At 66.3% G+C, this 23229-nt stretch carries 14 protein-coding genes; 6 read left to right on the plus strand and 8 right to left on the minus strand.

Going from position 1 to position 23229, the window contains the following annotated elements:
• Positions 1–4: 4 nt before the first annotated feature.
• Entirely contained in the window at positions 5–1417 is a 1413-nt protein-coding gene (locus tag ACQP2U_RS00195; RefSeq protein ID WP_433712757.1) for a hypothetical protein, read from the plus strand.
• Here ACQP2U_RS00195 and ACQP2U_RS00200 read toward each other — a convergent pair.
• Positions 1410–2042 carry a TetR/AcrR family transcriptional regulator gene (locus ACQP2U_RS00200; protein WP_433712758.1) on the minus strand — a complete coding sequence of 211 codons (633 nt, stop codon included), beginning with the start codon at positions 2040–2042 and terminating at the stop codon, positions 1410–1412. The two genes, ACQP2U_RS00195 and ACQP2U_RS00200, sit on opposite strands and share 8 nt — an antisense overlap.
• A gap of 89 nt (positions 2043–2131) precedes the next feature.
• Here ACQP2U_RS00200 and ACQP2U_RS00205 point away from each other — a divergent pair, with 89 nt between their 5' ends.
• The gene (locus ACQP2U_RS00205) at positions 2132–4297 is read left to right on the plus strand and encodes an MMPL family transporter (protein WP_433712760.1); all 2166 of its coding nucleotides are present in this window, start codon (positions 2132–2134) and stop codon (positions 4295–4297) included.
• 724 nt (positions 4298–5021) lie between these two features.
• On the opposite strand, the gene ACQP2U_RS00210 is transcribed toward ACQP2U_RS00205, so the two are convergent.
• Positions 5022–6053, minus strand: coding sequence for a stage II sporulation protein M (locus ACQP2U_RS00210; RefSeq protein ID WP_433712761.1), 1032 nt, complete (start codon positions 6051–6053; stop codon positions 5022–5024).
• A gap of 41 nt (positions 6054–6094) precedes the next feature.
• On the opposite strand from ACQP2U_RS00210, the gene ACQP2U_RS00215 reads away from it, so the two are divergent.
• On the plus strand, positions 6095–6901 hold the full coding sequence (locus ACQP2U_RS00215) for an RDD family protein (protein WP_433712762.1): 807 nt from the start codon (positions 6095–6097) through the stop codon (positions 6899–6901).
• A gap of 313 nt (positions 6902–7214) precedes the next feature.
• On the opposite strand, the gene ACQP2U_RS00220 is transcribed toward ACQP2U_RS00215, so the two are convergent.
• The 6 genes from ACQP2U_RS00220 to ACQP2U_RS00245 form a co-directional block, all read right to left on the minus strand.
• On the minus strand, positions 7215–8510 hold the full coding sequence (locus tag ACQP2U_RS00220; RefSeq protein WP_433712763.1) for a DUF58 domain-containing protein: 1296 nt from the start codon (positions 8508–8510) through the stop codon (positions 7215–7217).
• Between the two features lie 3 nt (positions 8511–8513).
• The gene (locus tag ACQP2U_RS00225; protein ID WP_433712764.1) at positions 8514–9497 is read right to left on the minus strand and encodes an AAA family ATPase; all 984 of its coding nucleotides are present in this window, start codon (positions 9495–9497) and stop codon (positions 8514–8516) included.
• The gene (locus ACQP2U_RS00230) at positions 9494–10540 is read right to left on the minus strand and encodes a DUF4129 domain-containing protein (protein ID WP_433712765.1); all 1047 of its coding nucleotides are present in this window, start codon (positions 10538–10540) and stop codon (positions 9494–9496) included. The genes ACQP2U_RS00225 and ACQP2U_RS00230 overlap by 4 nt, the downstream gene beginning before the upstream one ends.
• On the minus strand, positions 10537–11409 hold the full coding sequence (locus ACQP2U_RS00235) for a hypothetical protein (protein ID WP_433712766.1): 873 nt from the start codon (positions 11407–11409) through the stop codon (positions 10537–10539). The genes ACQP2U_RS00230 and ACQP2U_RS00235 overlap by 4 nt, the downstream gene beginning before the upstream one ends.
• Before the next feature lie 474 nt (positions 11410–11883).
• Complete coding sequence (locus tag ACQP2U_RS00240) at positions 11884–13449, minus strand: adenylate/guanylate cyclase domain-containing protein (RefSeq protein ID WP_433712768.1); 1566 nt, start codon at positions 13447–13449, stop codon at positions 11884–11886.
• 283 nt (positions 13450–13732) lie between these two features.
• The gene (locus ACQP2U_RS00245; protein ID WP_433712769.1) at positions 13733–15493 is read right to left on the minus strand and encodes a DUF4407 domain-containing protein; all 1761 of its coding nucleotides are present in this window, start codon (positions 15491–15493) and stop codon (positions 13733–13735) included.
• A 285-nt stretch (positions 15494–15778) separates the two neighbouring features.
• Between ACQP2U_RS00245 and aroQ the strand changes: the two genes are divergently transcribed.
• The 3 genes from aroQ (at position 15779) to ACQP2U_RS00260 (ending at position 23213) form a co-directional block, all read left to right on the plus strand.
• Positions 15779–16333 carry a gamma subclass chorismate mutase AroQ gene (aroQ, locus tag ACQP2U_RS00250; protein WP_433712771.1) on the plus strand — a complete coding sequence of 185 codons (555 nt, stop codon included), beginning with the start codon at positions 15779–15781 and terminating at the stop codon, positions 16331–16333.
• Positions 16334–17098: 765 nt separating this feature from the next.
• Positions 17099–21751 (plus strand): glutamate synthase large subunit, encoded by a 4653-nt coding sequence (gene gltB / locus ACQP2U_RS00255; RefSeq protein ID WP_433712773.1) that lies wholly within the window; start codon positions 17099–17101, stop codon positions 21749–21751.
• The gene (locus tag ACQP2U_RS00260; RefSeq protein ID WP_433712775.1) at positions 21744–23213 is read left to right on the plus strand and encodes a glutamate synthase subunit beta; all 1470 of its coding nucleotides are present in this window, start codon (positions 21744–21746) and stop codon (positions 23211–23213) included. The genes gltB and ACQP2U_RS00260 overlap by 8 nt, the downstream gene beginning before the upstream one ends.
• Positions 23214–23229: the final 16 nt, after the last annotated feature.

Consider the following 23229-nt stretch of genomic DNA (forward strand, 5'->3'; position numbering starts at 1 on the left):
CCTGATGCGATCACCGCTGGCACTTCTTGCCGCCACTGTCCTGGCGCTCGCACCGATCGGTACCGCCGAGGCAGCCGGGTCGTGGGGGCCGCTGGCACCACCCAATCCGTATCTCGGGCCGCTCGGTACCGCGACCATGCACGGCGATGCCGGATCGTCGGATGCGACGCCGCTGGCCGGGCCTGGTAGCAGCGGGATTTCCGTGGGCGGATACCCGTTGGCATCGGCCTGTCCGACTCTGCTGGAGGGATCGGACAATCTGGTCGCGCTGTGCACACCCGTCATCGGCCAGACCCCGACCATCCATCTGCTCGATCCGACCTTCGCCGGTCCGGTCGGCATGTCGCTGGCTTCGCTGGAGATCGCCAAGGGCAGTCTGCTCGGCGGTGTGTACGCCTATCTCGACAACGCCGACCGCCTGGTCATCGTGGACGGTAACCGCACCCTGCTGCGCGTAGGCCATTCGCGCGACGAGGCGGGCGAATGGCGGCTGTCGATCGATTCCTCCACCGATCTCAGTTCGGTAATCCCGGTGGGCGACAACGTGACCGGGTTGGTGCCGGACTGGTCCGGCAATGTCTGGTTCGCCACCGGTAAAAGTGTGGTCGGGCTGGTGACGCCTGCGGGCGCGGCGGCCACCGTCGCGCTGCCAGCGGGTGAGTCGGTGGCCAACAGCATCTCGTCGGCACCGAGCGGTCGGGTCGCGGTGGCCACGACATACGCGCTGTACGAGTTGCGCGCCGATGCCACCGGGCGGCCGGAGGTGCTGTGGCGCGAGGCATACGATCGCGGATCGGCGCGCAAGCCGGGCCAACTCAGCTGGGGTACCGGCTCCACCCCGACCTACTTCGGGCCCAGTTCCGGAGCGGAATATCTGACCATCGTCGACAATGCGGACGGACAGGTCCACGCGCTGGTCTTCCGTTCCGGCACTGGACAATTGGTGTGCTCGCAGCCGGTGCTTCCCCGCGGCGGTGCGGGCAGCGAGAACTCGCCGATCGGCATCGGCCGGTCCCTGTTCGTCGCCAGCACTTACGGATACCCGTACCCGACGGTTCCCGAGGGCGCGGGACCGGCTGTTCCGGCTTCCGCACCGTTCGTCGGCGGCATGACCAGGGTCGATGTCGACGACACCGGCTGCAACACGGTGTGGGAGAACACCGTCCGCAGCGCGGCGGTTCCGCATCTGTCCACCGCCGACGGATCCATCTACACCGTGACCCGCGTCGGACTCGACATCACGAGCCCGCTCGACGGTTACGCCTTCACCGTCGTGAACCCCGATACCGGTGCGGTGGTTTCGAATAGGCCGCTGGCTGGCACCGTCGTCGACGATCCACTGCAGATGTCACCGCTGATCACACCTGATCGCAAGATCCTGCAGGGCACGATTACCGGAATCCTGCGCGTCAGCTGAAGTCGCGGGCGTTCGGTCCGGTGGCCAGACCACGCTCGACGTTCGTGAGCGCTCGGTGAATCGCCTTATCCCTGGCCGCGTCATCGAGGTCGTCGAGTACGCCATCGACGATCAGCGAGGCCATACCGTGCACCGTCGACCAGGCGGCGTACTCGGCATCCGGACGGTCCGCGGGATCGAGGAAGCCGACGTCGACTAGTTCGTCCAGGAGCCCGGCCAGCAGATCGAATGCGGGCGATGGCGCCTGATCGCCGCAGAAGGCGGTACGGAACAGACCGGGTTCGCGCAGCGCGAAGGCGATATAACCGCGGCCTACCGCGCCGAGCCGGGTGATCGCATCGGCTTCTGGTGCCAGGCTCGCCATCGTCTCGGTCATCGCGCCGAACAGGGTCTGCTGGGCCTGTTCCTGCGCCGCGTTCAGCAACTGCTCGTGATTGGTGAAGTGCCGATAGGCCGCGGTCGGCGTGACGCCGACGTGCCGTGCCGCCGCGCGCACGGTCACCGCCTCCGGCCCGCCGGTTTCGGCGAGTTCGGCGGCCGCGCGCGCCAGGGCATTGCGCAGGTCGCCGTGGTGGTACGGGCCGTCGCGGTTGGGGTGCTTCGTTGCGGTTTCCGAATCTGCCATCACATTGATGTTGACACCCGCACACATAGCGTGGCAAGTTAACACCCGTAAAGTTTACGCATGACAACATGCCCGATCGGAGATCCGATATGTTCGAAAGACTCGGCAGCTTCGTCGTCCACCACGCCCGCTGGATCCTGGTCGTCGGCGTACTCGCCCTTATCGCGGGTGGTGTGGTCGGCGCGACGGCCTTCAGCAAGATGCAGCCCGGCGGTCAGGAGGATCCCAATGCGCAATCCAGTGCCGCGATAACCCGATTGGCCGATAAGTTCGGCACCGATACCGACTATGTCTTCCTGGTCGAGGCGAAGCAGGGCACGGTCGACGGTGACGCGGTCGCCGCCATCGGCCGCGATCTGGCCCGGCGGCTAGCGGCCGACCAGCGGCTGACCAATGTTGTCTCGTACTGGGATACCGGATCCACGGCCATGCGCGCGGCGGACGGGACCGCGGCCGTCGTCCTGGCGGGCAATGTCGACAAGGACGCCACCGATAAGGAGTCCTCCGCCGCCGCGATCGTCGACACTTATCGCGCCGACGGCCCGGCCGCGCAGATCAAGATCGGGGGCGGTACCGCGATCTTCCACTCGATCACCAAGCAGATCGGCAAAGATCTCGGCCTCGCGGAAGCCGTTGCGGTGCCGCTGATTCTGACGCTGCTCGTGCTGGCCTTCGGCAATGTGGTCGCCGCGCTGCTCACCCAGGTGGTCGGTGGGATCGCTATCCTCGGCACCTTCACCGAACTCTCGATCCTCGGGTCCGTGACCGATGTGTCGATCTACGCGGTGAATCTGACCACCGGACTCGGACTCGGGCTCGCGGTGGATTACGGGCTCTTGATGGTGAGCCGCTACCGCGAACGTCGCGCGGCCGGGGCAGAACCCGACGATGCGGTGATCGCGGCCGTATCGACGGCTGGACGCACCATCGCCTTCAGCGCGGCCACCGTCGTGGCGGCCCTGTCCGCACTGGTGATCTTCCCGCAGTACTTCCTGCGCTCCTTCGCCTACGGCGGCATCGGCGTGGTCGCCATCTCCGCCATTGCCGCAGTGGTCGTATTGCCCGCGCTGCTGGCGGTGCTCGGCGTGCGGACCGATGCGTGGCGGGTGCCCGGTGTCCGCGGGATCCGCGGCGACGCGACGCCGTTCTGGGCCGCAGTGGCCGGATTCGCGATGCGTCGGCCGCTGCTCGCTGGGGTGCCGGTGGTGGCGGTACTGCTGCTCGCTGCCGCGCCGCTATTGCAAGTGCAGTTCGGCACACCCGACGATCGGGTGCTGCCGACGAGTACCGAGGTGCGTCAGGTCGGTGACGCGATGCGCGACGATTTCGGCGGCGGCGATGTCAATGCGCTCTCGGTGATCACCGAAACCGGCGTCGCCGCAGCGCCGCTCGCGGACTACGCGCGCAATCTGTCCCGGGTCGAGCACGTCACCCAGGTCGATTCGAGTGCGGGCACCTTCGTGCACGGCGAGCGGACGGCCAACACCCCCGCCGATGCCCGATTCGCGCGGCCGGATGCGCAGCGCCTGACCGTGCTCACGGATCTGGACCGCAATTCCTCCGCCGCCCGCGATCTGGTCGACCGGGTGCGTGACGTACCCGGTCCGGGCGGGACGAATGCACTGGTGGGCGGGCAGGTGGCCGAACTGCGCGACAGCCTCGCATCGATCGGCGCGAAACTGCCGATCGCCATCGGGTGGATCGTGCTGACGACCTTTGTACTGCTGTTCCTGTTCACCGGCAGCGTCGTGCAGCCGCTGCGCGCACTGCTATCGAATGTGTTGAGTCTGGCCGCCACGCTCGGGCTGATGGTGTTCATCTTCCAGCAGGGGCACCTGTCCGGATTGATTGGATTCACCCCTGCGCCGCTGGATGTTTCGATGTTGCTGCTGCTGTTCTGCATCACCTTCGGACTGTCGATGGACTACGAGGTGTTCGTGATCAGCCGGATCAAGGAGCTGCACGATCGCGGTGTGTCCACGAAGGAAGCGGTTATCGAGGGGCTGGCCCGCACCGGGCGCTTGGTGACGACCGCGGCCGCGCTGATTTCGATCAGCTTCCTCGCCTTCACCAGCAGTGATGTCCGGTTCATCCAGTTCTTCGGACTCGGCGCGGGTCTGGCGATTCTGATCGATGCGACGCTGGTTCGTGGCGTGCTGGTTCCGGTGGCGATGCGACTGCTGGGCCGAGCCGCCTGGTACGCGCCGAAGCCGTTGCGTTTGGTGCACCGGCGGGTCGGTCTGGCCGAAGCCTGAGACGTATGTCACGCGGCTCCGCATGTTGGGTGCGGGGCCGCGTTCGCCTGTCGCACTGCCGTTTTCGCCCGATTCGACGAGGTTGGGCGAGGAAGGTGGCAGAGATCACAGAGCCGGTTATGGTTGCGGCCGTGGTGCTGACCCCGCTGCGATCCGGTACTCCGACGACCGCATTTCCGCAACTGGTTAATCATGATCTTGACCGGATGTAAGTCCACGTCGAGGCGTTACGGCTAGGTGTACATCACGTTTATAACGCGGTAAACCAACCTGAAGTCTCTTTTGCCTCATCCAACTATCGGCAACATCAATTACGAAGTGGTGAATGCGCAGGTACGAATGGCATTTTGGAACCATTGAGAGCTCTATGTTTGCAAAGCAGCTAATCGCTCGAAGAAATGTTCGTGGATTACCCGTGGTTTCTCGATCGTGATCTGGGATCGGCTGCCGAAGGCCGATTGTGAGGTCTGGTATAGCCGTCAAAAGGTCGCCAAACGTTTGCTGAATGACGGCAAAATGAGGTGCTCACCTGGGTTTGCTGGAGTGCTGCTTTATACGCCTGACCTCGGCGGGGAGGGTTGCGTAGGGATAACGATTGTGTAGAGTTGACGGTAACGCTGGCCGCAGCTGAGCTGGACTCGCTGCGGCCAGCGGAACTCAATTGGGGAACTTCGAAAATCATCCGCAACATAGCGTTGCTACCGGTTCCCCGGACCCATTTCACTCACCGTGTGCTCGGCGTTGTCTGCCAGCGCTTCGCGGAATCCTCCTCAGCGCCACCGAATCCCGCTGCCGCCGCGGCTCGGGCGTCCTGCTCGAGTGCGGCCCGGCGACCCACCACGAACACGTAGCCGAGAAATAGTGCCTCCGCGATGCATCCGATGCCGACCTTCATCGGTACCGGTAGCGAACTCGGTGTTACGAAGCCCTCCAGCAGTCCGCAGACCAGCAGCACCGCGATCAGACCGAGCGCTACCGTCGCGGTGGCCCGACCCTGGCGCGCCACCGCCTCCAGCCGACTCGACCGTCCCGGATCGATCAGCGTCCAGCCCAGCTTCAGGCCGACCCCGCCCGCCACGAAGATGGCGGTCAGCTCGAGCGTGCCGTGCGGCAGGATGAATCCGAAGAACGAATCGATCCGACCGGCATCGGCCATCAACCCGCCGGTCACCGCCGTATTGAGCGCGTTTCCGAACAGCAGGTACACAGCGGGCAGGATCAGCACCCCGGTGAACAGCACCATCGCGGTCACCCAGGCGTTATTGGTCCACACCTGCGCGGCGAACGCGTCGTGCGGATGTTCGGAGTAGTAGGTCTCGAATTCGCCGCCGGGCGCGGTGAGCCAGTCGTTCTGATCGGAGATGCCGAACAGATCGCGGGCCGAACCGGATCCGGAAATCCAGACCGCCAGACCGGTGGAGACGATGATGAAGACCGCCGCCACCCCGACCCACCATGGCCACGCCCGATACAGCGTCGCGGGGAAGCGATGGGTGAAGAACCGGCCGACATGGCTCCACGCATCGCCCCTGGTGCCGAGCACTCGGCCGCGTGCCTTGGTCAGCAGTGCGCTGAGTCCGGCGATGAGTTCCGGATCCGGACTATGCGATTGCAGGCGCGCCAACTGCTGCGAGGTGCGCCGGTACAGCGCGACGAGTTCGTCGGCCTCCGCGCCGGTGAGCTTGCGCCGGCCGACCAGATAGGCCAGTCGATCCCATGCCCCCCGCTGTGCGTAGCTGTACGCATCTACGTCCATTGGTTGCCTCCCATACCGCCGGTCGCAAGAATGCTATCGACATGGCTGAATTCACCACCGGCGAAGCGGTCGCACTCGAGCTGCCGATCGCGCGGATCCCAACCAGGGCCACCGCGTTCCTCCTGGACGTGCTGGTGCAATTCGTGCTGGGCAGCATGCTGATGCTCGGACTGAGCGCGGCACTGCTCTACTTCGGCGCCGACTCCGCGTGGTACAGCGCGGCTGCGATAACCACCATCGTCGCGACGCTGGTCGGCTATCCGGTGGTCTGCGAAACCCTCCTGCACGGACGGACCGTCGGCAAGCTCGCGCTCGGGCTGCGGGTCGTGCGCGGCGACGGCGGTCCCATTGATTTCCGCCATGCCCTGACCCGCGGTCTTGCGGGCGTGATCGTCGACTTCTGGATGTTGGGCGCATTCGGTGCGGTCGGGGTGATCACCTCGATGTGCTCGCCGAATGCGCGCCGGGTCGGCGATGTACTCGCGGGCACCGTTGTCGTGCATGGTCGGCGCAGCGTGCCCTACCCGCTGCTTGCCGTCGCACCGCCCTGGCTCATCGCCTGGTCAGGGCAGTTGGACCTGTCCGGGATCACCGAGGATCTCGCACTCGCGGTGCGTCAGTACCTGTCCCGCATCAACACCCTGACCCCCGCCGCGCAGGCCAACCTCGGCCACACCCTGCTCCTCGCGGTCTGTGACCGCATGCAGATCCCGGTCCCCGCCGGATATCCACCCGTACAGATCCTCGGCGCGGTCATCGCCGAACGCCAACGCCGTACCCTCGCCCCGATCATCACACCGATGGTGATGGCGGGTCACCGGCCGATGCCGATCGCCCGCGCGAGCTGAGCCTGTCGAAACTCTCCCCTGCGACGGTCATCGGCCATCAGTTGAGCTAGCGCAGGACCCGCCGTGCTGGGGTACGCGCTACTCGCTGGCCGCCGCGGAGCGTGGTTCGCGGGTTCTTATCGGCACTGCACCTGGCTTGTGGCTGTTCTGGCTCTGATCGACCTCCGTGCCCGGCGCGTGGCCATTGTGCTGCTCACCAGCGTCTGCCCGCCCCGGACAAGGAGATCACGATCCGTATTCGGATGAGGCCGTGGCCCCGGAATCGACATCGATGCCGAGGCGGCATCGTGCCCGCCATTGGGCGACCGTGGAGTCACATAGTGCCGGACTGTTTCAGCTCGAGATATTCATCGGCCAAGGCTTCGGGGAGGGTCTGCGGGGAGGCAGCGACGACGGCAATGCCCATGCGGCGCAGGGATTCCTGAACCAGGGCGCGTTCGGCGATCAGGGATTCGGCGGCGGCAGCTGAGTAGAGGTCTGCGAGGGTGTCGCGTTTGGCGGCGGCCTCGGCGACGTCGGGATCGGTGACCGAGACGATCAGGACGCGATGGCGTTGGGCGAGGGTCGGCAGGACCGGCAGCAGGTTCTCTTCGACGGCTGCCCCATCCAGACTGGTGAACCAGACGACCAGGCTGCGACGGCGAGCACGTTGGATGGCGGCGCGCACCAGGCCCGCGCTGTCGGTATCGACCAGCGCCGGGGTGACGCCCGCCATAGCGTGCATGAGCTTCAGTTGCAGGCGGCGTCCGCCGACACCGCGGACCTCGGTGCGGACCCGGCGATCGTAGGCGAGTAGATCCACCGAATCCCCTGCGGCGGCGGCCAATCCGCCCAGCAGCAGCGCGGCCTCGATACTCGCGTCCAGACGGGTGCCCGTGCCGACGCGGCCCGCGCTGATGCGGCCGGTATCCAACACCATCAGCATGTGACGGTTGCGTTCCGGACGCCAGGTCCGTACCAGCACATCGGTGGCGCGGGCGGTCGCGCGCCAGTCGATGGCCCGCACATCGTCACCAGCGACATACTCGCGGAAGGAATCGAATTCCGTGCCCTGACCGCGCATATTCGCGACATTGCGGCCCTCGAGATGCTGCAGCCGTTTAACTTTCGAGCGCAGCAACCGTTCGCTGCGGAACTCGGGCAACGCGCGGATCCGGGCGGGCACGGTGTGGCGACTCTGCCATCCGGCCATGCCGAGCAGGCCGAACAATCGGACTGTCACCGGACCGGCGACCCGATCGCCACGGTAGCTCGGTGTCAATGTGGTTTGCACTCGCATGCGGGTATTCGGCGGCAGATCCAGTCGGTGCGTGCCGGTTTCGGCGCGGGCACTGCCGGGCCAGTCGTCCCACAGCCGCCCGCGCACCGTTCTCGTTCCTTTGTTCACCACGCCCAGTTCCACTTCGGCGCTGCGTCCGAGCCGGATCACGGTCAACGCTTCCCTGGTGAGCGTGAGGTCGCGCGCTCGCGCCACCGTGCCGAGATCGAAAAGTACCAGGGCGGCAAGCACACTCGTCATGAGAACGACACCGAGCCACGACGGCATGACGAAGCAGACGAACAGCGCGAGCACCGCCGCCGTCAGGGCGAGCCGACCGGTAACGACCACGCGCTACACCGGGACCGGAACCGAAAGCAGCAGCGACGACATGACACCCTCGGTCGTCACGCCGTCCAACTCCGCTTCGGGCCGTAGCTGCAGCCGATGCCGAAGTACCGCGACCGCAACCGATTTCACATCGTCCGGAGTCACGAACCCACGACCGTTCAACCAGGCGAAGGCTCGTGAGGCCGCCATCAACGCGGTCGCACCACGGGTGGACGCACCATGCTGGACCGCCGGAGAGTTGCGGGTGGCCCGGCAGATATCCACGGTGTAGGCGAGCACCTCAGGACTGATGCTCACCCGGGTGATCGCCGCCCGCGCCGCGGCGATATGCGCCGGACCAGCGACCGGACGCAACCCGGCCGCGGTCAGATCGCGCGGATCGAAGCCGCCCGCATGCCGCTGCAGAATGCGGAATTCGTCATCGCGGCCGGGCAATTGGATATCGACCTTGAACAGGAAGCGGTCGAGCTGCGCCTCCGGCAGCGGATAGGTGCCTTCCTGCTCGATCGGATTCTGGGTGGCGACCACGACGAACGGGTCCGGCAGCGGCTGCGGCTTACCGTCCACCGAAACCTGACGCTCCTCCATCGATTCCAGCAGCGCGGATTGGGTTTTCGGGGGTGTGCGGTTGATCTCGTCGGCGAGCAGCAGATTGGTGAAGACCGGGCCGTGTCGGAAGGTGAATTCGGTGGTGTGCGGATCGTAGATCTGCGAACCGGTCACATCGCCCGGCATCAGGTCCGGGGTGAACTGGACCCTGGCGTGTTCGAGATCCACGGCCGTCGCCAGTGCACGGACCAACAGCGTCTTCGCCACGCCGGGAACGCCTTCCAGCAGCACATGGCCGCGGCAGAGCAGGGCGAGCACCAGGTACATGATCGCGCTGTCGTTGCCGATCACCGCCTTGCCGATCTCGGCACGCAGCGCGGCGAATGCCGCGCCCGCCTCATCGGCGGTCGGGGTGTGGTTGGTGTCCGTGCTGGTCATCCGACCTCTGCCTCTATCCATTCGAGTTGTGTGGCAACGAGTTGCATGGTGCTCGCATCGGGCACCGGTCCGTACAGTGCGGCGCCGACCATCGCCGGATCGGCCCTGGTACGCGCCGCGACGGTCGCGACAATCCGGTCCGGTGTGACCTCGGTGCCGACGCCGAGCATCGGCCGGATGCGGCGCAGCGTCGCGGCGCGCAACCGGGCGGCCACATGTTCGTAGTCCTTCGATCGGCGATAGAGCGCCGCCTGACCGCCGAGCAGTTCGTTCGCGGCCACTTCCACCGGTCGCGGTTCACCGACCAGCGCGCCCCGACGACGCGCCCGCCACCACACCAGCACCGCCGCGGCGATGAGGAATTGCAGGCCGCCGAAGGCGACCGGAGCGGGCAGCCTGCCGAAAATGGAGTCCTGGCCCGCGCCGAAGCCGGAATCGTCGCGGTTGTCATCCGGCGGGTGGTCGGGCGGTTCGGGCGGCGGCATATCCGGCGGTGTCGGCTTATGCGGCGCGGGCGCCGCACACGAATTCAGCACCGCGTACAACAGCACTACCAGTGCGACCACGGCGAGCAGCGCGGCCCAGAATTTCGGGTTGCGCAGCAAATCCGGCAGCGGCGGAAGTTGTCTGCGGGTCCTGGTTTTCTCGGTGATCGTCGCCTCTACCGGTTCCGGTGCGGGCGGCGGGGCGCTGCGCGAGTAGCGGTCGGCGTATTCGAGGCGGCGGTATTCGTCCTCGGTGGCGCGGCGGCCGCCGTAGACGACCTCGTCGAAACTGTATGCGGCCGGTTGTAATTCGCTCGCATCCTCGAGCGGCAGTGCGGTGCTCGCGTCGTCGGCGGTTTCCCGAGCGGTCCGCGAGCGGCGGACCTCCAGCATGCCGCGCTGTTCCAGGCCGCGCAGTACCGCGCGGAACCGTTCGCGTAGCGCGGTATCGAAATCCCGGTGCAGTGCGGCATTTTCGGCGGCGGCGCGGTGGGCGGCGGCGGGGCCGAGTCGTGGTGGTGGCGGGGCCGCGGGCTGATTCGATGTGGGTTCTGTCATCGTTTATCCGTCCCGGGCACCCGGATATCGAGCCCTTCGCGACGACACCTGCGATCCACATACGAGACCACCCGCGTGGCCGATTCGACCACCTCGCCGAAGGCGATGATCAACAATGCAGATACCGACAGCAGGACAATGACCTGCCAGCGGTGGGTGCCGGTGAAATCCGAGAGGTACCACGGAATGCCGAGCAGCGGCACCGCGACGAGGACGACCAGTGCCCGGCAGGCGAACCACAATCCGGTTATCGACGACTGAGCGCCCTGGACGAGCAGTTTCGAGCGCGCGACCGCACCGGCGTGTGTGGTCCGTTCGACGAAGATCACCGGCACCGCGACGAACCGCCCGGCGCGCAGATAGCCGAGCCAGATCAGCGCGAATGGATAGGTGATGATCAGCAGGCTGCCGACGATCAGCACGCCGATGCCGACCAGCGTGAACAGCAGGTGGAACGCTATTAGCGGACCGGCGACCGCACCCACCCGGCCCAGCGCCGTGCGCCAGCCGATCGGCGATTTGGCGACCGTCGCAAGTCCGAGCGCGACCGTCATCCCGCGCAGCAGAAACCGGAGCAGCCATGCGGCGGCGCCCGTCGTCAGGATGGCCGCCCATGCGGTGCCCGCGTCGGAGCCATTGGTCAGATAGGAGATCCCGCCGGTGACGGCGACGACAAGCAGTTCGGCGAGGACGAGCCCGAGCGCGGTGGTGCACGCCAGCACGACGACATTCGCCTGGATCAGCGCGAACGGCTCGTCGAGCAGTTCGCGGAAGCTCAGTGGGCGGATCGGCACCGTCGTTCCAGGGGAGGTTGGCACCGGATCGTTCCCCGCCCCGACGGCACCGGCCGGCTCGGCGGCTGGTAACACGCGGCCGAGTCTAGCCGTCGGCGACCGACCAGGCTGGACACAACATACGGCGATCAATGCTGGGGCAGCCGGTCCACGACTTTTGGGTATCGCGTCGGTCTGCCCGGTAACGCTGGTGCTGCTCGCGGTGGGCCGTCAGCCGCCGGAATTGGTGGTGGTCGGCTTCCTGACCTCGGTGCACGAGTTACGCCCGCGGGGGCTACGAGGAGTACGCCGACACCAAGGCTGGACTCGAGACCCGCGCCCAAATGCAGCGCAACTGGCTCGAACCAGGCGACCGCAATGCTCGACGTAAGGCGCGCGACCCCCGCAAGCTCGACTCCAATTGCCCTTCGTGTCGGGTGTCCACGCCGCCGCAATCGGCACGGTCGTCGTGTTGCTGATCACTGCCGGGGTGGCGTTGCGATTGGGGATGGCCGATGCGTAGCTCTTGCAGCCCAGGAGCGGCGGGGCGTTGTCATACGTGGCGACGTCCTACCGGGGCCTGCCGAGTTGGGTCTGTGTGACGCGGCCGCGGAGGGTGACGGATTCGCCGAGTTGCCAGTGCATTGCCTCGGATGGGTCGGCGGCGGTGACGGTGGATGCCGAGGTGAGTAGGCGGTTGGGGTCGGTTTTGGCGAGTTCGCACAGGCGCGCGGCCTCGTTGACGGCATCGCCGATAACGGTGAATTCGTAGCGTTGGTGCGCGCCGACATTGCCGGCGACGACACGGCCCGCGGCGACGCCGATGGCGGCGGTGAAATCGGAGGCCTCGGCGGTCAAACGGTTTCGGATAGCGCGGGCACAGCTCAGGGCCGCGCCCGCCGCGTCGTCGAGCAGTGCTGGCGTGCCGAAGACGGCCAGTGCGGCGTCGCCCTCGAATTTGTTGAGCAGGCCGCCGCATCCTTCGACCTCGTCGACCACGATCTCGAAGAAGCTGTTCAGGATGGCGACGATTTCGGTGGCGGGACGGGTGGCGGTCATGGTCGTCGAGCCGATGATGTCGATGAACAGCACGGCCGCCTCGCGCTCCACACCGCCGAGGTTCGGCTCGCCTTCGAGCGCCGCCTCGGCCACCTCGTGGCCGACATGTCTGCCGAACAAGTCCCTGATCTGCTCGCGCTCACGCAGTCCCGCCACCATGCGATTGAATCCGCTTTGCAGCTCACCCAGTTCGGTGCCGTCGTACACCGTGACCGCGACATCGAGATCGCCGTCCTCCACCCGACGCAGCGCGCGCCGCACACCTCGAATGGGTGCGACCGTCGCCGAAAGCGTCTGTGCCATCAGCAATAGACCGAAACAGAGGCCGGCCCCGCCGAGCGCGAGCATGCACACCGCCAGTCGCGCCGTGCTGATGTTGTCCATGGCCAGCGCCATGATGGCGAGCACCATGGAGCCCGCGACCGGTACCGCTGATCCGAGTGTCCATGCCAGAATCGAGCGGCCGAAGACGCCGATTCCGCGCCGCTGTCGGGAGGCCGCGGCTTCGAGGACTCGGGCGGTCGCGGGTCGCAGTGCGAACTCGATAATCAGGTAACTATTGGCGGACACCACGATTGCGCTGATCCCGATGCCGAAGACGATTTTCGGAATCAGTGCCGGTTCGGAGAGTCCGTACAGCGTGGTCAGCAGCGCCATCCCGCCCAACCACAGCACCGCCTGGCAGCCGACGAGCAGCATCGGCACCCGCGTCGCCGCGACCTGTTCCGCCTCGTTCGGCACCTGATCCGGGTCGATGGCCCAGCGCAACGCCCGCAGCCCGCGGGTCGTGCCCCACCACATCCCGATCAGCAGCGCCAACACCCCATACAGCGGTGTCGCGACAAAATTGAGCAGCACCAGCCGCCTGGTGAACACCGTCGGCCCGGGCAATACGAACCCGATCAGTGCGATCGAGACAGTGATCCCGGTGACATTCGCAATCAATAACGGCACCGTCAACAACAACTGAACCCGAACCCGCCGCTTTTCAGCCGACTCCGCCGCCGACCCGAGCAGCCGCGACCCCCAAGGGGCAGCCCCAGCATCCGGCACGGTCCGCGAGTCACTGTCGGGCATGCGTTGCAGACTATGCGCCCCACCGGCAGCCAGCGCCACCCCGGATCGCCCCCGAGAATGTCCGGTACCTCACGCCGAGCGACGCCGCGATGCACCAGGTACGGCTACCGTGCCGCCCAAATCGTGCGGCCGCCGGTCGGTTGGTTGGTGGGGGCAGAACTGCGCGTCGAGCTATTCGGGTGCACCAGCCGTGGGCCAACGGCGGCTGATCCCGAGGGCGTCGCGCCGTGGCTGGAGCAATCCGTCAGGCCGCGCGAATCGGCCCGCTGGATGGTGCGGTCGGCTAGTTGGCGGGTGGGAGTTCGCGTGGGCCGCGGTGGTTGGGGAGTTCGTTGCGGTGGTGGGCCGAGAGTTCGTCGCGCTGCCCGGCTTGGGGCAGGCCGTAGCTTTGGGGTGCGGTGGCCGGGGGGAGGGCCGAGTAGCGGGGGTCCTGGGTGTAGTCCGCGTCGACGACGGTGGCCGCGACGCGCTGGGCATGCCAGGAGTCGGGGGTGCCGGGCAATTGGTAGCCGGGGTGCGGAGGCTGGGTCATGGCCTGGGTGTGTGAGTCCTGGGAGTCCACGGTCACCTTGCGGGTCCGGCGCAGGGTGAAGGTGATTTCCTCGACCTCTTCGAAGGCCTGGCGGGCGGTGCGCAGGGGGTGGGTGGCGGTGTCGATCGCATTGGCGACGAACGCGGGTACCAGCGGGCGGATGAAGCGGGCCGCGGTATCGGAGAACGGTACGGTGCCGATCAGCGGAAGTTCCAGGCCGCCGCCCTTGGGTGTGGTGGAGGCGATATGCGGCACTACCGCGCTTGCACTACCGGTCGGCGCGAGCGCACCCCCCGTCACGGTGGCCGGAAGATGGGGAGTCACCTCATGAGACACGGAGCTGTCCTCTCGATCGCCAGCCGTACCGACTGGAAGTTCAGGTCGACCCGGGTCCGTGATGCCGATTTCCAACCCGCCGATAGCGGCGATGATCCGGGTGCGCTGATGCTCCCGATCGATGGCGGTATCGGCCTCGACGGCCAGTCGGGCGGCGGTCAATTGTTGTTCCGCGCGCAGATTTTCTGCCTCGGTCCGCACCTCGGCGCGTTTCATCGCGATAGCGGCATCGGCGCTGCGTTCGGCGCGGTCCTGCACGGTGTGGAAGGCCAGTCGCCGATCCAGTGAGGTCTCACCGCGCCACCACCGCAGGATCAGCGGCAGCAGCGCGAGCAGGACGAAAGCGCCGATGGTCAGCACCCGCAGCAGGAATGCGGCCGCGCTGCCGGCGGTGTAGTCGTTCATGGCCAGCCAGCGCGCGCCGAGGCCGCGATCGGCTGCGGCGAAGGCGGCGGAACCGGCGGTGTCGAGAGCCTTCTGGTCCTCGATGATCCGCTGGTCCAGTCCGCCCACCCGGTCCTGCGCCGCGGCCAACTGCTTGCGCGCGTCATCGAGCATCGCATTGGCGGTCTGCGATTCGGGGCCACGACCGGGCACACCGGTGATTCTGGTCTGTGGGCACTCCGGCGACGGGTTGTATTCACAGCGCGCGATCACCAGCGCGTGGTCGATATCGGCCTGAGCCTTGGTGATCGACTGATCCAGTGCAGCACGATCGGCCTTCGCGCGCTCCAACTCGGTTCGCGCGGTCACCACAGCGGGTGCGGATTCGGCCGCACGCTGGGACTTTTCATCGAGCAGCCGATCGATGGTGCCGCCGAAGAGCACCGTCGAAGCGAGTTCGGCGACCAGAACCCCGGCCACCACCGCGACGGCGATGCGTCCGACGAGACCGCGACGATCCGGCCCGCCGGCGGGTCGTGCGGTCGCCAAGGCGCGAGCCACCGCCCCGGCCAGCAGTGCGACGATCACCGCGACGAACACGACCGCGAACAACGGCATGGCACCGGCCGTGGCAAGTGCGACCGCGCCGACGACCCCGGCCACCGCCGTGAACAGCAGAACAACGGCGCCGCTCACGGCATAATCCGCCCGCTCATGCGGGTAGTAGAGTTCGGTCCCCTGCTCGCGCCCGAGACCTCCGCCGAGCCAGGTGAACAAGCCGGTGATTGTCATGGGATCCCACATCCTCTACATCCCAAGTCAAAGTGGCTGGCCGCTAGCGACTGCTTGCAGGTCGCTGGACTAGAACCTGCCGAAACTGTCACAGATTCGTTGTCACAGCGTGACAGGCGCGGCCGCGACACACCGAGCACGGAGCCGGGGATGTGGTCAGCCTCACAGAGCCCGCCAATGCGGCCTGACCTGTGCCCCCGCTCACCCATAATCTGGCATGGATGACCGGACCGGAACGAGGTGTCGCGAATGCTTTTCCGAGGCTCGGCAAGGGTTTTGATGTGTATGGCCGCGACTTTGTTGATGGCCGCCCCCGGTAGCCGTGCGCAAACGCTCGACGAAGATCCCGCCTTGGACCGCATCGTCGCGCTGGTGGCCGAACGCCTGGATACCGCGGACGCCGTAGCCGCGGCCAAATGGGCGAGCGCCACGCAGAACGGCGGGGAGCCAGCTATCGACGATCCGGTCCGCGAAGCGCAGGTCTATGCGGCGATGGCACGCCTCGGCGCCGACCGCGGGCTCCCGGAGAGCTGGATCCACCAGGTGTTCTACGGCCAGATCGAGGCCAACAAAATCGTGCAGCGCGGCCTGGTCACCCGCTGGCGCTTCGACCCGGCTGCGGTGCCGAGCGCGCCGTCCGATCTGGCGTCCGTGCGCCCGGTGATCGACCGGGTGAACATCGAAATCGTCGACCAACTCGCACTGCGGCGTGTCGAGCTCACTGGAGCGAACTGTGCCGAGCGCCTGGTACCGCCAGTTTTCGGAGTGCTCTCCGCTGGCCGTGACACGCTGCATCGGGCGGCGCTGGTCCGCGCCGCCGCCGCGTTGTGCGGTTCCTAGATCCGTGTGCCGCGGGCCGCAAGTCCCGGGCACCGCGTGTCGCCCGATGTAAATGTGTCGTAAACCACTCGAGTTCGATTGCTGGAAATGTGCTGAATCCCACATCGGGCAAAAGAGTCCGGACGGTCGGATCGGGTTGTGTGCTTGTCACACCCCTGTAGGAAATCTCTCATCCACCCCGCTGGTCAGTTAGCCACGGCGAATCGGGTTTGCCTCGACCGAAGCAGGGAAATCCACTTCGATGCAGGTGAGCGCCGGTTCTCGGGATGCGGCGTGCGGCGTGATACGGGTCCTGGGCGCCCGTTCTCGCTGGTTGGCACCCGGTGCCATGGGGATCGATCGCACCGCGTTCGCTGCTTTACACTGGACAACGCGCACACGTGGAGGACCAATTGAAGAAGCCCAGCTAGACCCGGTTATTAGCCTGGCCTGAGTTGGTTGGGCCCAGGACCTGACTTATCGTTTGCTCTTAATGCCGAACACAACAATGTTCGGCAATAGCGCCCGCTCGGGCTCGGAAATCCGGTGCCCAAGCGTAGCGGGCGCGCACCCGCGCGGAGGTAAGGAACACGTAAGCGTTCCGTTACCGACGAGCACCCCTACGTCATCGCAGCGGGTGGACAACTGGAGACGTGACTGCACGAAGAAGACCATCAGCGCGGCTGGTTTCGCAACGTACAGGCGCAGTCTTGACGGAGGCAATCGACGAAAGGCCCCTTTCCCATAGGCCGATTCATCGAGGCCGACTTTCTTGAAGGCAGAGGCATGACGCAACTTCCTGGCCACAGGTCCCCCGGACCCATCGGGCTCTATGACCCGGCGAACGAGCACGACGCCTGCGGTGTCGCATTCGTCGTCGACATGCACGGCCGCCGCAGCCGCGACATCGTCGATAAGGCTATTACGGCTCTGTTGAATCTGGAGCACCGTGGTGCCGCAGGTGCCGAACCCAATAGTGGTGACGGCGCCGGCATCCTGATCCAGATTCCGGACCGGTTCTTCCGTGCCGTGGTCGATTTCGAGTTGCCGCCGGAGGGCTCCTACGCCACCGGTATCGCCTTCCTGCCGCAGGCCCGCCGCGAGGCGACCAAGGCTGCCTACGGCTTGGAGCGCATCGTCGAATCCGAAGGCCTGGTCGTGTACGGCTGGCGCGATGTGCCCACCGACGAGTCCACCCTGGGTGCGCTGGCCCGCGACGCCATGCCGACCTTTCGCCAGATCTTCATCGGCTCGCCGAAGGGTTCGGCCGCACCGCTCTCGGGCATGGATCTGGAGCGACGGGCCTACGTCGTGCGCAAGCGCGTCGAGCACGAACTGGGCAAGGCCGGTGCGGGTGAGGGCGCGGTCGGCAAGGAGTCGGTGTACTTCCCGAGCCTGTCCGGTCAGACTTTCGTCTACAAGGGCATGTTCACCACGCCGCAGCTTCGCGCGTTCTACCTGGACCTACAGGACGGCCGGATGGAGTCCGCGCTCGGTATCGTGCACTCCCGGTTCTCCACCAATACCTTCCCGTCGTGGCCGCTGGCGCATCCGTTCCGCCGGGTCGCGCACAACGGTGAGATCAACACCGTCACCGGTAACGAGAACTGGATGCGCGCCCGCGAGGCGCTGCTGCGCTCGGACGTCTTCGGCGTCGACGAGGCCGGCAACAACCGACTGCAGAAGATCTTCCCCGTCTGTACCCCGGGGGCGAGCGATACCGCGCGCTTCGACGAGGTGCTGGAACTGCTGCATCTCGGCGGCCGCAGCTTGCCCCACGCGGTGCTGATGATGATTCCCGAGGCCTGGGAACGCAACGAGAACATGGACCCGCAGCGGCGGGCGTTCTACCGCTACCACTCGATGCTGATGGAGCCGTGGGACGGCCCGGCATCGGTGTGCTTCTCCGACGGCACCGTGGTCGGTGCCGTGCTCGACCGCAACGGTCTGCGACCCAGCCGCATCTGGGTCACCGATGACGGTCTGGTCGTCATGGCCTCCGAGGTCGGTGTGCTCGATATCGATCCAGCCAAGGTGGTCCAAAAGGTCCGGCTGCAGCCGGGTCGCATGTTCCTGGTCGATACCTCACAGGGCCGCATCGTCGGCGACGAGGAGCTCAAGAGCCAGTTGGCCGCCGAGCACCCGTACCGGGAATGGCTCGACGCCGGTGTCACCAAGCTGGCCGATCTGCCCGACCGCCCGCATGTGCACATGTCGCACGATCGTGTGCTGATCCGCCAGCAGATCTTCGGATACACCAATGAAGAGCTGAACCTGCTGATCTCGCCGATGGCCAAGACCGGTGGTGAGGCGCTCGGCTCGATGGGCACCGACACCCCGATCGCGGTGCTGTCCTCGCGCCCCCGACTGCTCTTCGACTACTTCTCCCAGCTCTTCGCGCAGGTGACCAACCCGCCGCTGGACGCCATCCGCGAAGAAGTGGTGACCAGCCTGCGTCGGGCTCTCGGCCCGGAGGCCGATCTGCTGCATCCGGGCCCGGAGTCCTGCCACCAGATCACCATCCCCCAGCCGATCCTGGACAACGATGAGCTGGCCAAGCTCATCCACATCAACGACGACGGCTCGCATCCAGAGCTGCGTTCGGTGGTCGTGCACGGTCTGTACCCGGTGAAGAAGGGTGGCAAGGGCCTGCGCAAGGCGCTCGAGGCCATCAACACCCAGGTCTCGGCCGCCATCGAGGGTGGCGCGCGGATCATCGTGCTGTCCGATCGCGAGTCCAATGAGAAGTTGGCGCCGATTCCGTCGCTGCTACTGACCTCGTCGGTGCACCACCACCTGGTGCGCGAGCGCACCCGCACCATGGTCGGCTTGGTCGTCGAGGCCGGTGACGCCCGCGAGGTGCATCACATGGCCATGCTGGTCGGCTTCGGCGCGGCCGCGATCAATCCGTACATGGCCTTCGAGACCATCGAGGATCTGCTCGAGCGCGGCGGACTGCAGATGCCCGGCAGCACCGGCGATCTGGCCGCCGACTACCGCAAGGCGGTCGCGAACTACAACAAGGCCGCGAGCAAGGGTGTGCTGAAGGTGATGTCCAAGATGGGCATCTCCACCATCGCCTCCTACACCGGCGCACAGCTGTTCCAGGTCATCGGTCTGTCGCAGGAGTTGGTGGACGAGTACTTCACCGGCCTGCGTTCGCATCTGGACGGCATCGGTCTGGACGAGATCGCCGCCGATGTCGCGGCCCGGCACACCGTGGCGTTCCTGGAGAACCGCAACGAGCGCGCGCACCGCGAACTCGAGGTGGGCGGTGAATACCAGTGGCGGCGCGAGGGTGAATACCACCTGTTCAACCCGGATACCGTCTTCAAACTGCAGCACGCGACCCGCAGCGGTCAGTACTCGATCTTCAAGGAGTACACCAAGCTGGTCGACGATCAGTCCGAGCGGCTGGCCTCGCTGCGCGGTCTGTTCAAGTTCAAGACCGGGGAGCGCAAGCCGATTTCGATCGACGAGGTCGAACCGGCCAGCGCCATCGTCAAACGCTTCTCCACCGGTGCGATGAGCTACGGCTCCATCTCCGCCGAGGCACACGAGACCCTCGCGATCGCGATGAACCGCCTCGGCGGTCGCTCGAATTCCGGTGAGGGCGGCGAACATCCGGCCCGCTTCGAGGTCGAGGAGAACGGTGACTGGCGGCGTTCGGCGATCAAGCAGGTGGCCTCGGGTCGCTTCGGTGTCACCGCGCACTACCTGACCAACTGCACCGATATCCAGATCAAGATGGCCCAGGGCGCCAAGCCCGGTGAGGGCGGGCAGTTGCCCGCGCACAAGGTGTACCCGTGGGTCGCCGAGGTGCGTCACTCGACGCCGGGCGTCGGCCTGATCTCGCCGCCGCCGCACCACGACATCTATTCGATCGAGGATCTGGCGCAGCTGATCCACGACCTGAAGAACGCGAACCCGCAGGCGCGGATTCACGTGAAACTTGTCGCGGAGCCCGGTGTCGGCACCGTTGCCGCCGGTGTGTCGAAGGCGCATGCGGACGTGGTGCTCATCTCCGGCCACGACGGTGGTACCGGTGCCTCGCCGCTGACCTCGCTGAAGCACGCGGGTGGTCCCTGGGAGCTCGGCCTGGCCGAAACCCAGCAAACCCTGCTGCTCAATGGACTTCGCGATCGCATCGTCGTGCAGGTCGACGGCCAGATGAAGACCGGGCGCGACGTGATGATCGCCGCACTGCTCGGCGCCGAGGAATTCGGTTTCGCCACCGCGCCGCTGGTGGTCTCGGGCTGCATCATGATGCGGGTCTGCCACCTCGACACCTGCCCCGTCGGTGTCGCGACGCAGAACCCGGTGCTGCGCGAACGCTTCACCGGCAAGCCGGAATTCGTCGAGAACTTCATGCTGTTCATCGCCGAAGAGGTCCGGGAATTGCTGGCGGAGTTGGGCTTCCGCACCTTGGACGAGGCCATCGGACGGGTCGATATGCTCGACACCTCCAAGGCCAAGCAGCATTGGAAGGCCAGCAAGCTGGACCTGTCGCCGATCCTCGACGATGTCGAGACGGCCTTCATGCGCCAGGACCGGTACCGCACCAAGACCCAGGACCACGGCCTGGACCGGGCGTTGGACGTGCAGTTGATCGCGCAGAGCGCCGATGCGCTCGAGCGCGGTCAGGCGGTGAAGTTCGAAACCAAGATCACGAACGTGAACCGCACCGTCGGCACCATGCTCGGCCACGAGGTGACCAAGCTCTACGGTGGCGCGGGCCTGCCCGACGACACCATCGACATCACCTTCACCGGTTCGGCGGGCAACAGCTTCGGCGCATTCGTGCCCGCGGGCATCACGCTGCGGGTGCAGGGCGACGCGAACGACTATGTGGGCAAGGGACTTTCCGGCGGCCACATCATCGTGCGTCCGTCGCTGAACGCACCGGCCGAATTCGTCGCCGAGCAGAACATCATCGCGGGCAACGTGATCCTGTTCGGCGCCACCAGCGGCCAAGCCTTCATCAACGGTGTGGTCGGCGAGCGGTTCGCCGTGCGCAACTCCGGCGCTATCGCGGTGGTCGAGGGCGTCGGTGACCACGGCTGTGAGTACATGACCGGTGGCCGGGTGGTCATCCTCGGTGAGGCAGGCCGCAACTTCGGCGCCGGTATGTCCGGTGGTGTCGCGTTCGTCTACAACCCTAACGGCACCTTCGAGGCGAAGCTCAACCCGGAGCAGGCCGATGCGGTCGAGCAGCTCGCCGGTGACGACTTCACCTGGCTGCGCGACGTCATCACCCAGCACCGCGATCAGACGGGTTCGGCTGTAGCCGAACGCATTCTGAGCGACTGGTCCCAACAGGTGAACCACTTCGTGAAGGTTATGCCGCGCGAATACAAGAAGGTCTTGCTCGCGATTTCCGAGGCCGAAAAGAACGGCACCGATGTCGACGAGGCGATTATGGAGGCGGCACGTGGCTGACCCGCAAGGATTTCTGAAGCACACCAAACGAGAACTGCCGACGCGTCGTCCTGTTCCGCTGCGCCTGATGGACTGGAAAGAGGTCTACGAGGGGAATTTCCCCCACCAGACCCTGCAGACCCAGGCCAGCCGGTGTATGGACTGCGGTATTCCGTTCTGTCACAACGGCTGTCCGCTGGGCAACCTCATCCCGGAGTGGAACGACCTGGTCCATAGGGGCCAGTGGCGTGAGGGCATCGACCGGCTGCACGCGACCAACAACTTCCCGGAATTCACCGGGCGGCTGTGCCCGGCGCCGTGCGAGGCGTCCTGTGTCCTCGGCATCAACCAGGATCCGGTGACGATCAAGCAGGTCGAGGTCGAGCTCATCGAGAACGCCTTCGACGAGGGCTGGGTTACTCCGGTCTATCCGACCCGCCTCACCGGCAAGAAGGTCGCCGTGGTCGGCTCCGGTCCGGCCGGTCTGGCCGCCGCCCAGCAGCTGACCAGGGCCGGTCACACCGTGACCGTCTTCGAGCGCGCCGACCGCATCGGTGGCCTGCTGCGCTACGGCATTCCGGAATTCAAGATGGAGAAGCGCTTCATCGACCGCCGGCTCGCGCAGATGGAGGCCGAGGGCACCATCTTCAAGACCGGAGTGAATGTCGGTGTCGACATCACCGCCGCGCAGCTGCGCGAGCGGTTCGACGCGATCGTGCTGGCCGGTGGCGCCACCCTGGCACGTGACCTGCCGATCCCGGGTCGGGATCTGGACGGCATCCACCAGGCGATGGAATTCCTGCCGTGGGCCAACCGGGTGCAGCTCGGCGACGATGTCACCGACGCGAACGGTCTGCCGCCGATCCACGCGAAGGACAAGAAGGTCGTCATCATCGGTGGCGGTGACACCGGTGCGGACTGCCTCGGCACCTCGCACCGCCAGGGCGCGGCCAGCATCCACCAGTTCGAGATCATGCCGCGGCCGCCGGAGGAGCGCGCGTCCTCCACGCCTTGGCCGACGTACCCGCTCATGTACCGGGTCTCCTCGGCGCACGAGGAGGGCGGCGAACGTGTGTTCTCGGTGAATACCGAGCGTTTCGTCGGCAAGGACGGCAAGGTCAGCGCGCTCGAGGCGCACGAGGTCAAGATGGTCAACGGCCGCTTCGAGAAGGTCGAGGGCACCGACTTCACCCTCGAGGCCGATCTGGTGCTGCTCGCCATGGGCTTTACCGGGCCCGAGAAGCGGGGCCTGCTCGAAGGTCTCGGCGTCGGCTACGACCAGCGCGGCAATGTCCAGCGCGATAAGAACTGGTCGACCAATATCCCCGGCGTATTCGTCGCTGGTGATATAGGCCGCGGCCAGTCGCTGATCGTCTGGGCCATCGCCGAGGGCCGCGCCGCCGCGTCGGCGGTCGACAAGTTCCTCGAGGGCGAGACCGCGCTGCCCGCGCCGATCCCGCCGACGGCGGTCGCGCAACGTTAGAACCTCTCTTACCGGA

This window comes from Nocardia sp. CA-084685 (assembly GCF_050955785.1).
Classification (GTDB): Bacteria; Actinomycetota; Actinomycetes; order Mycobacteriales; family Mycobacteriaceae; genus Nocardia.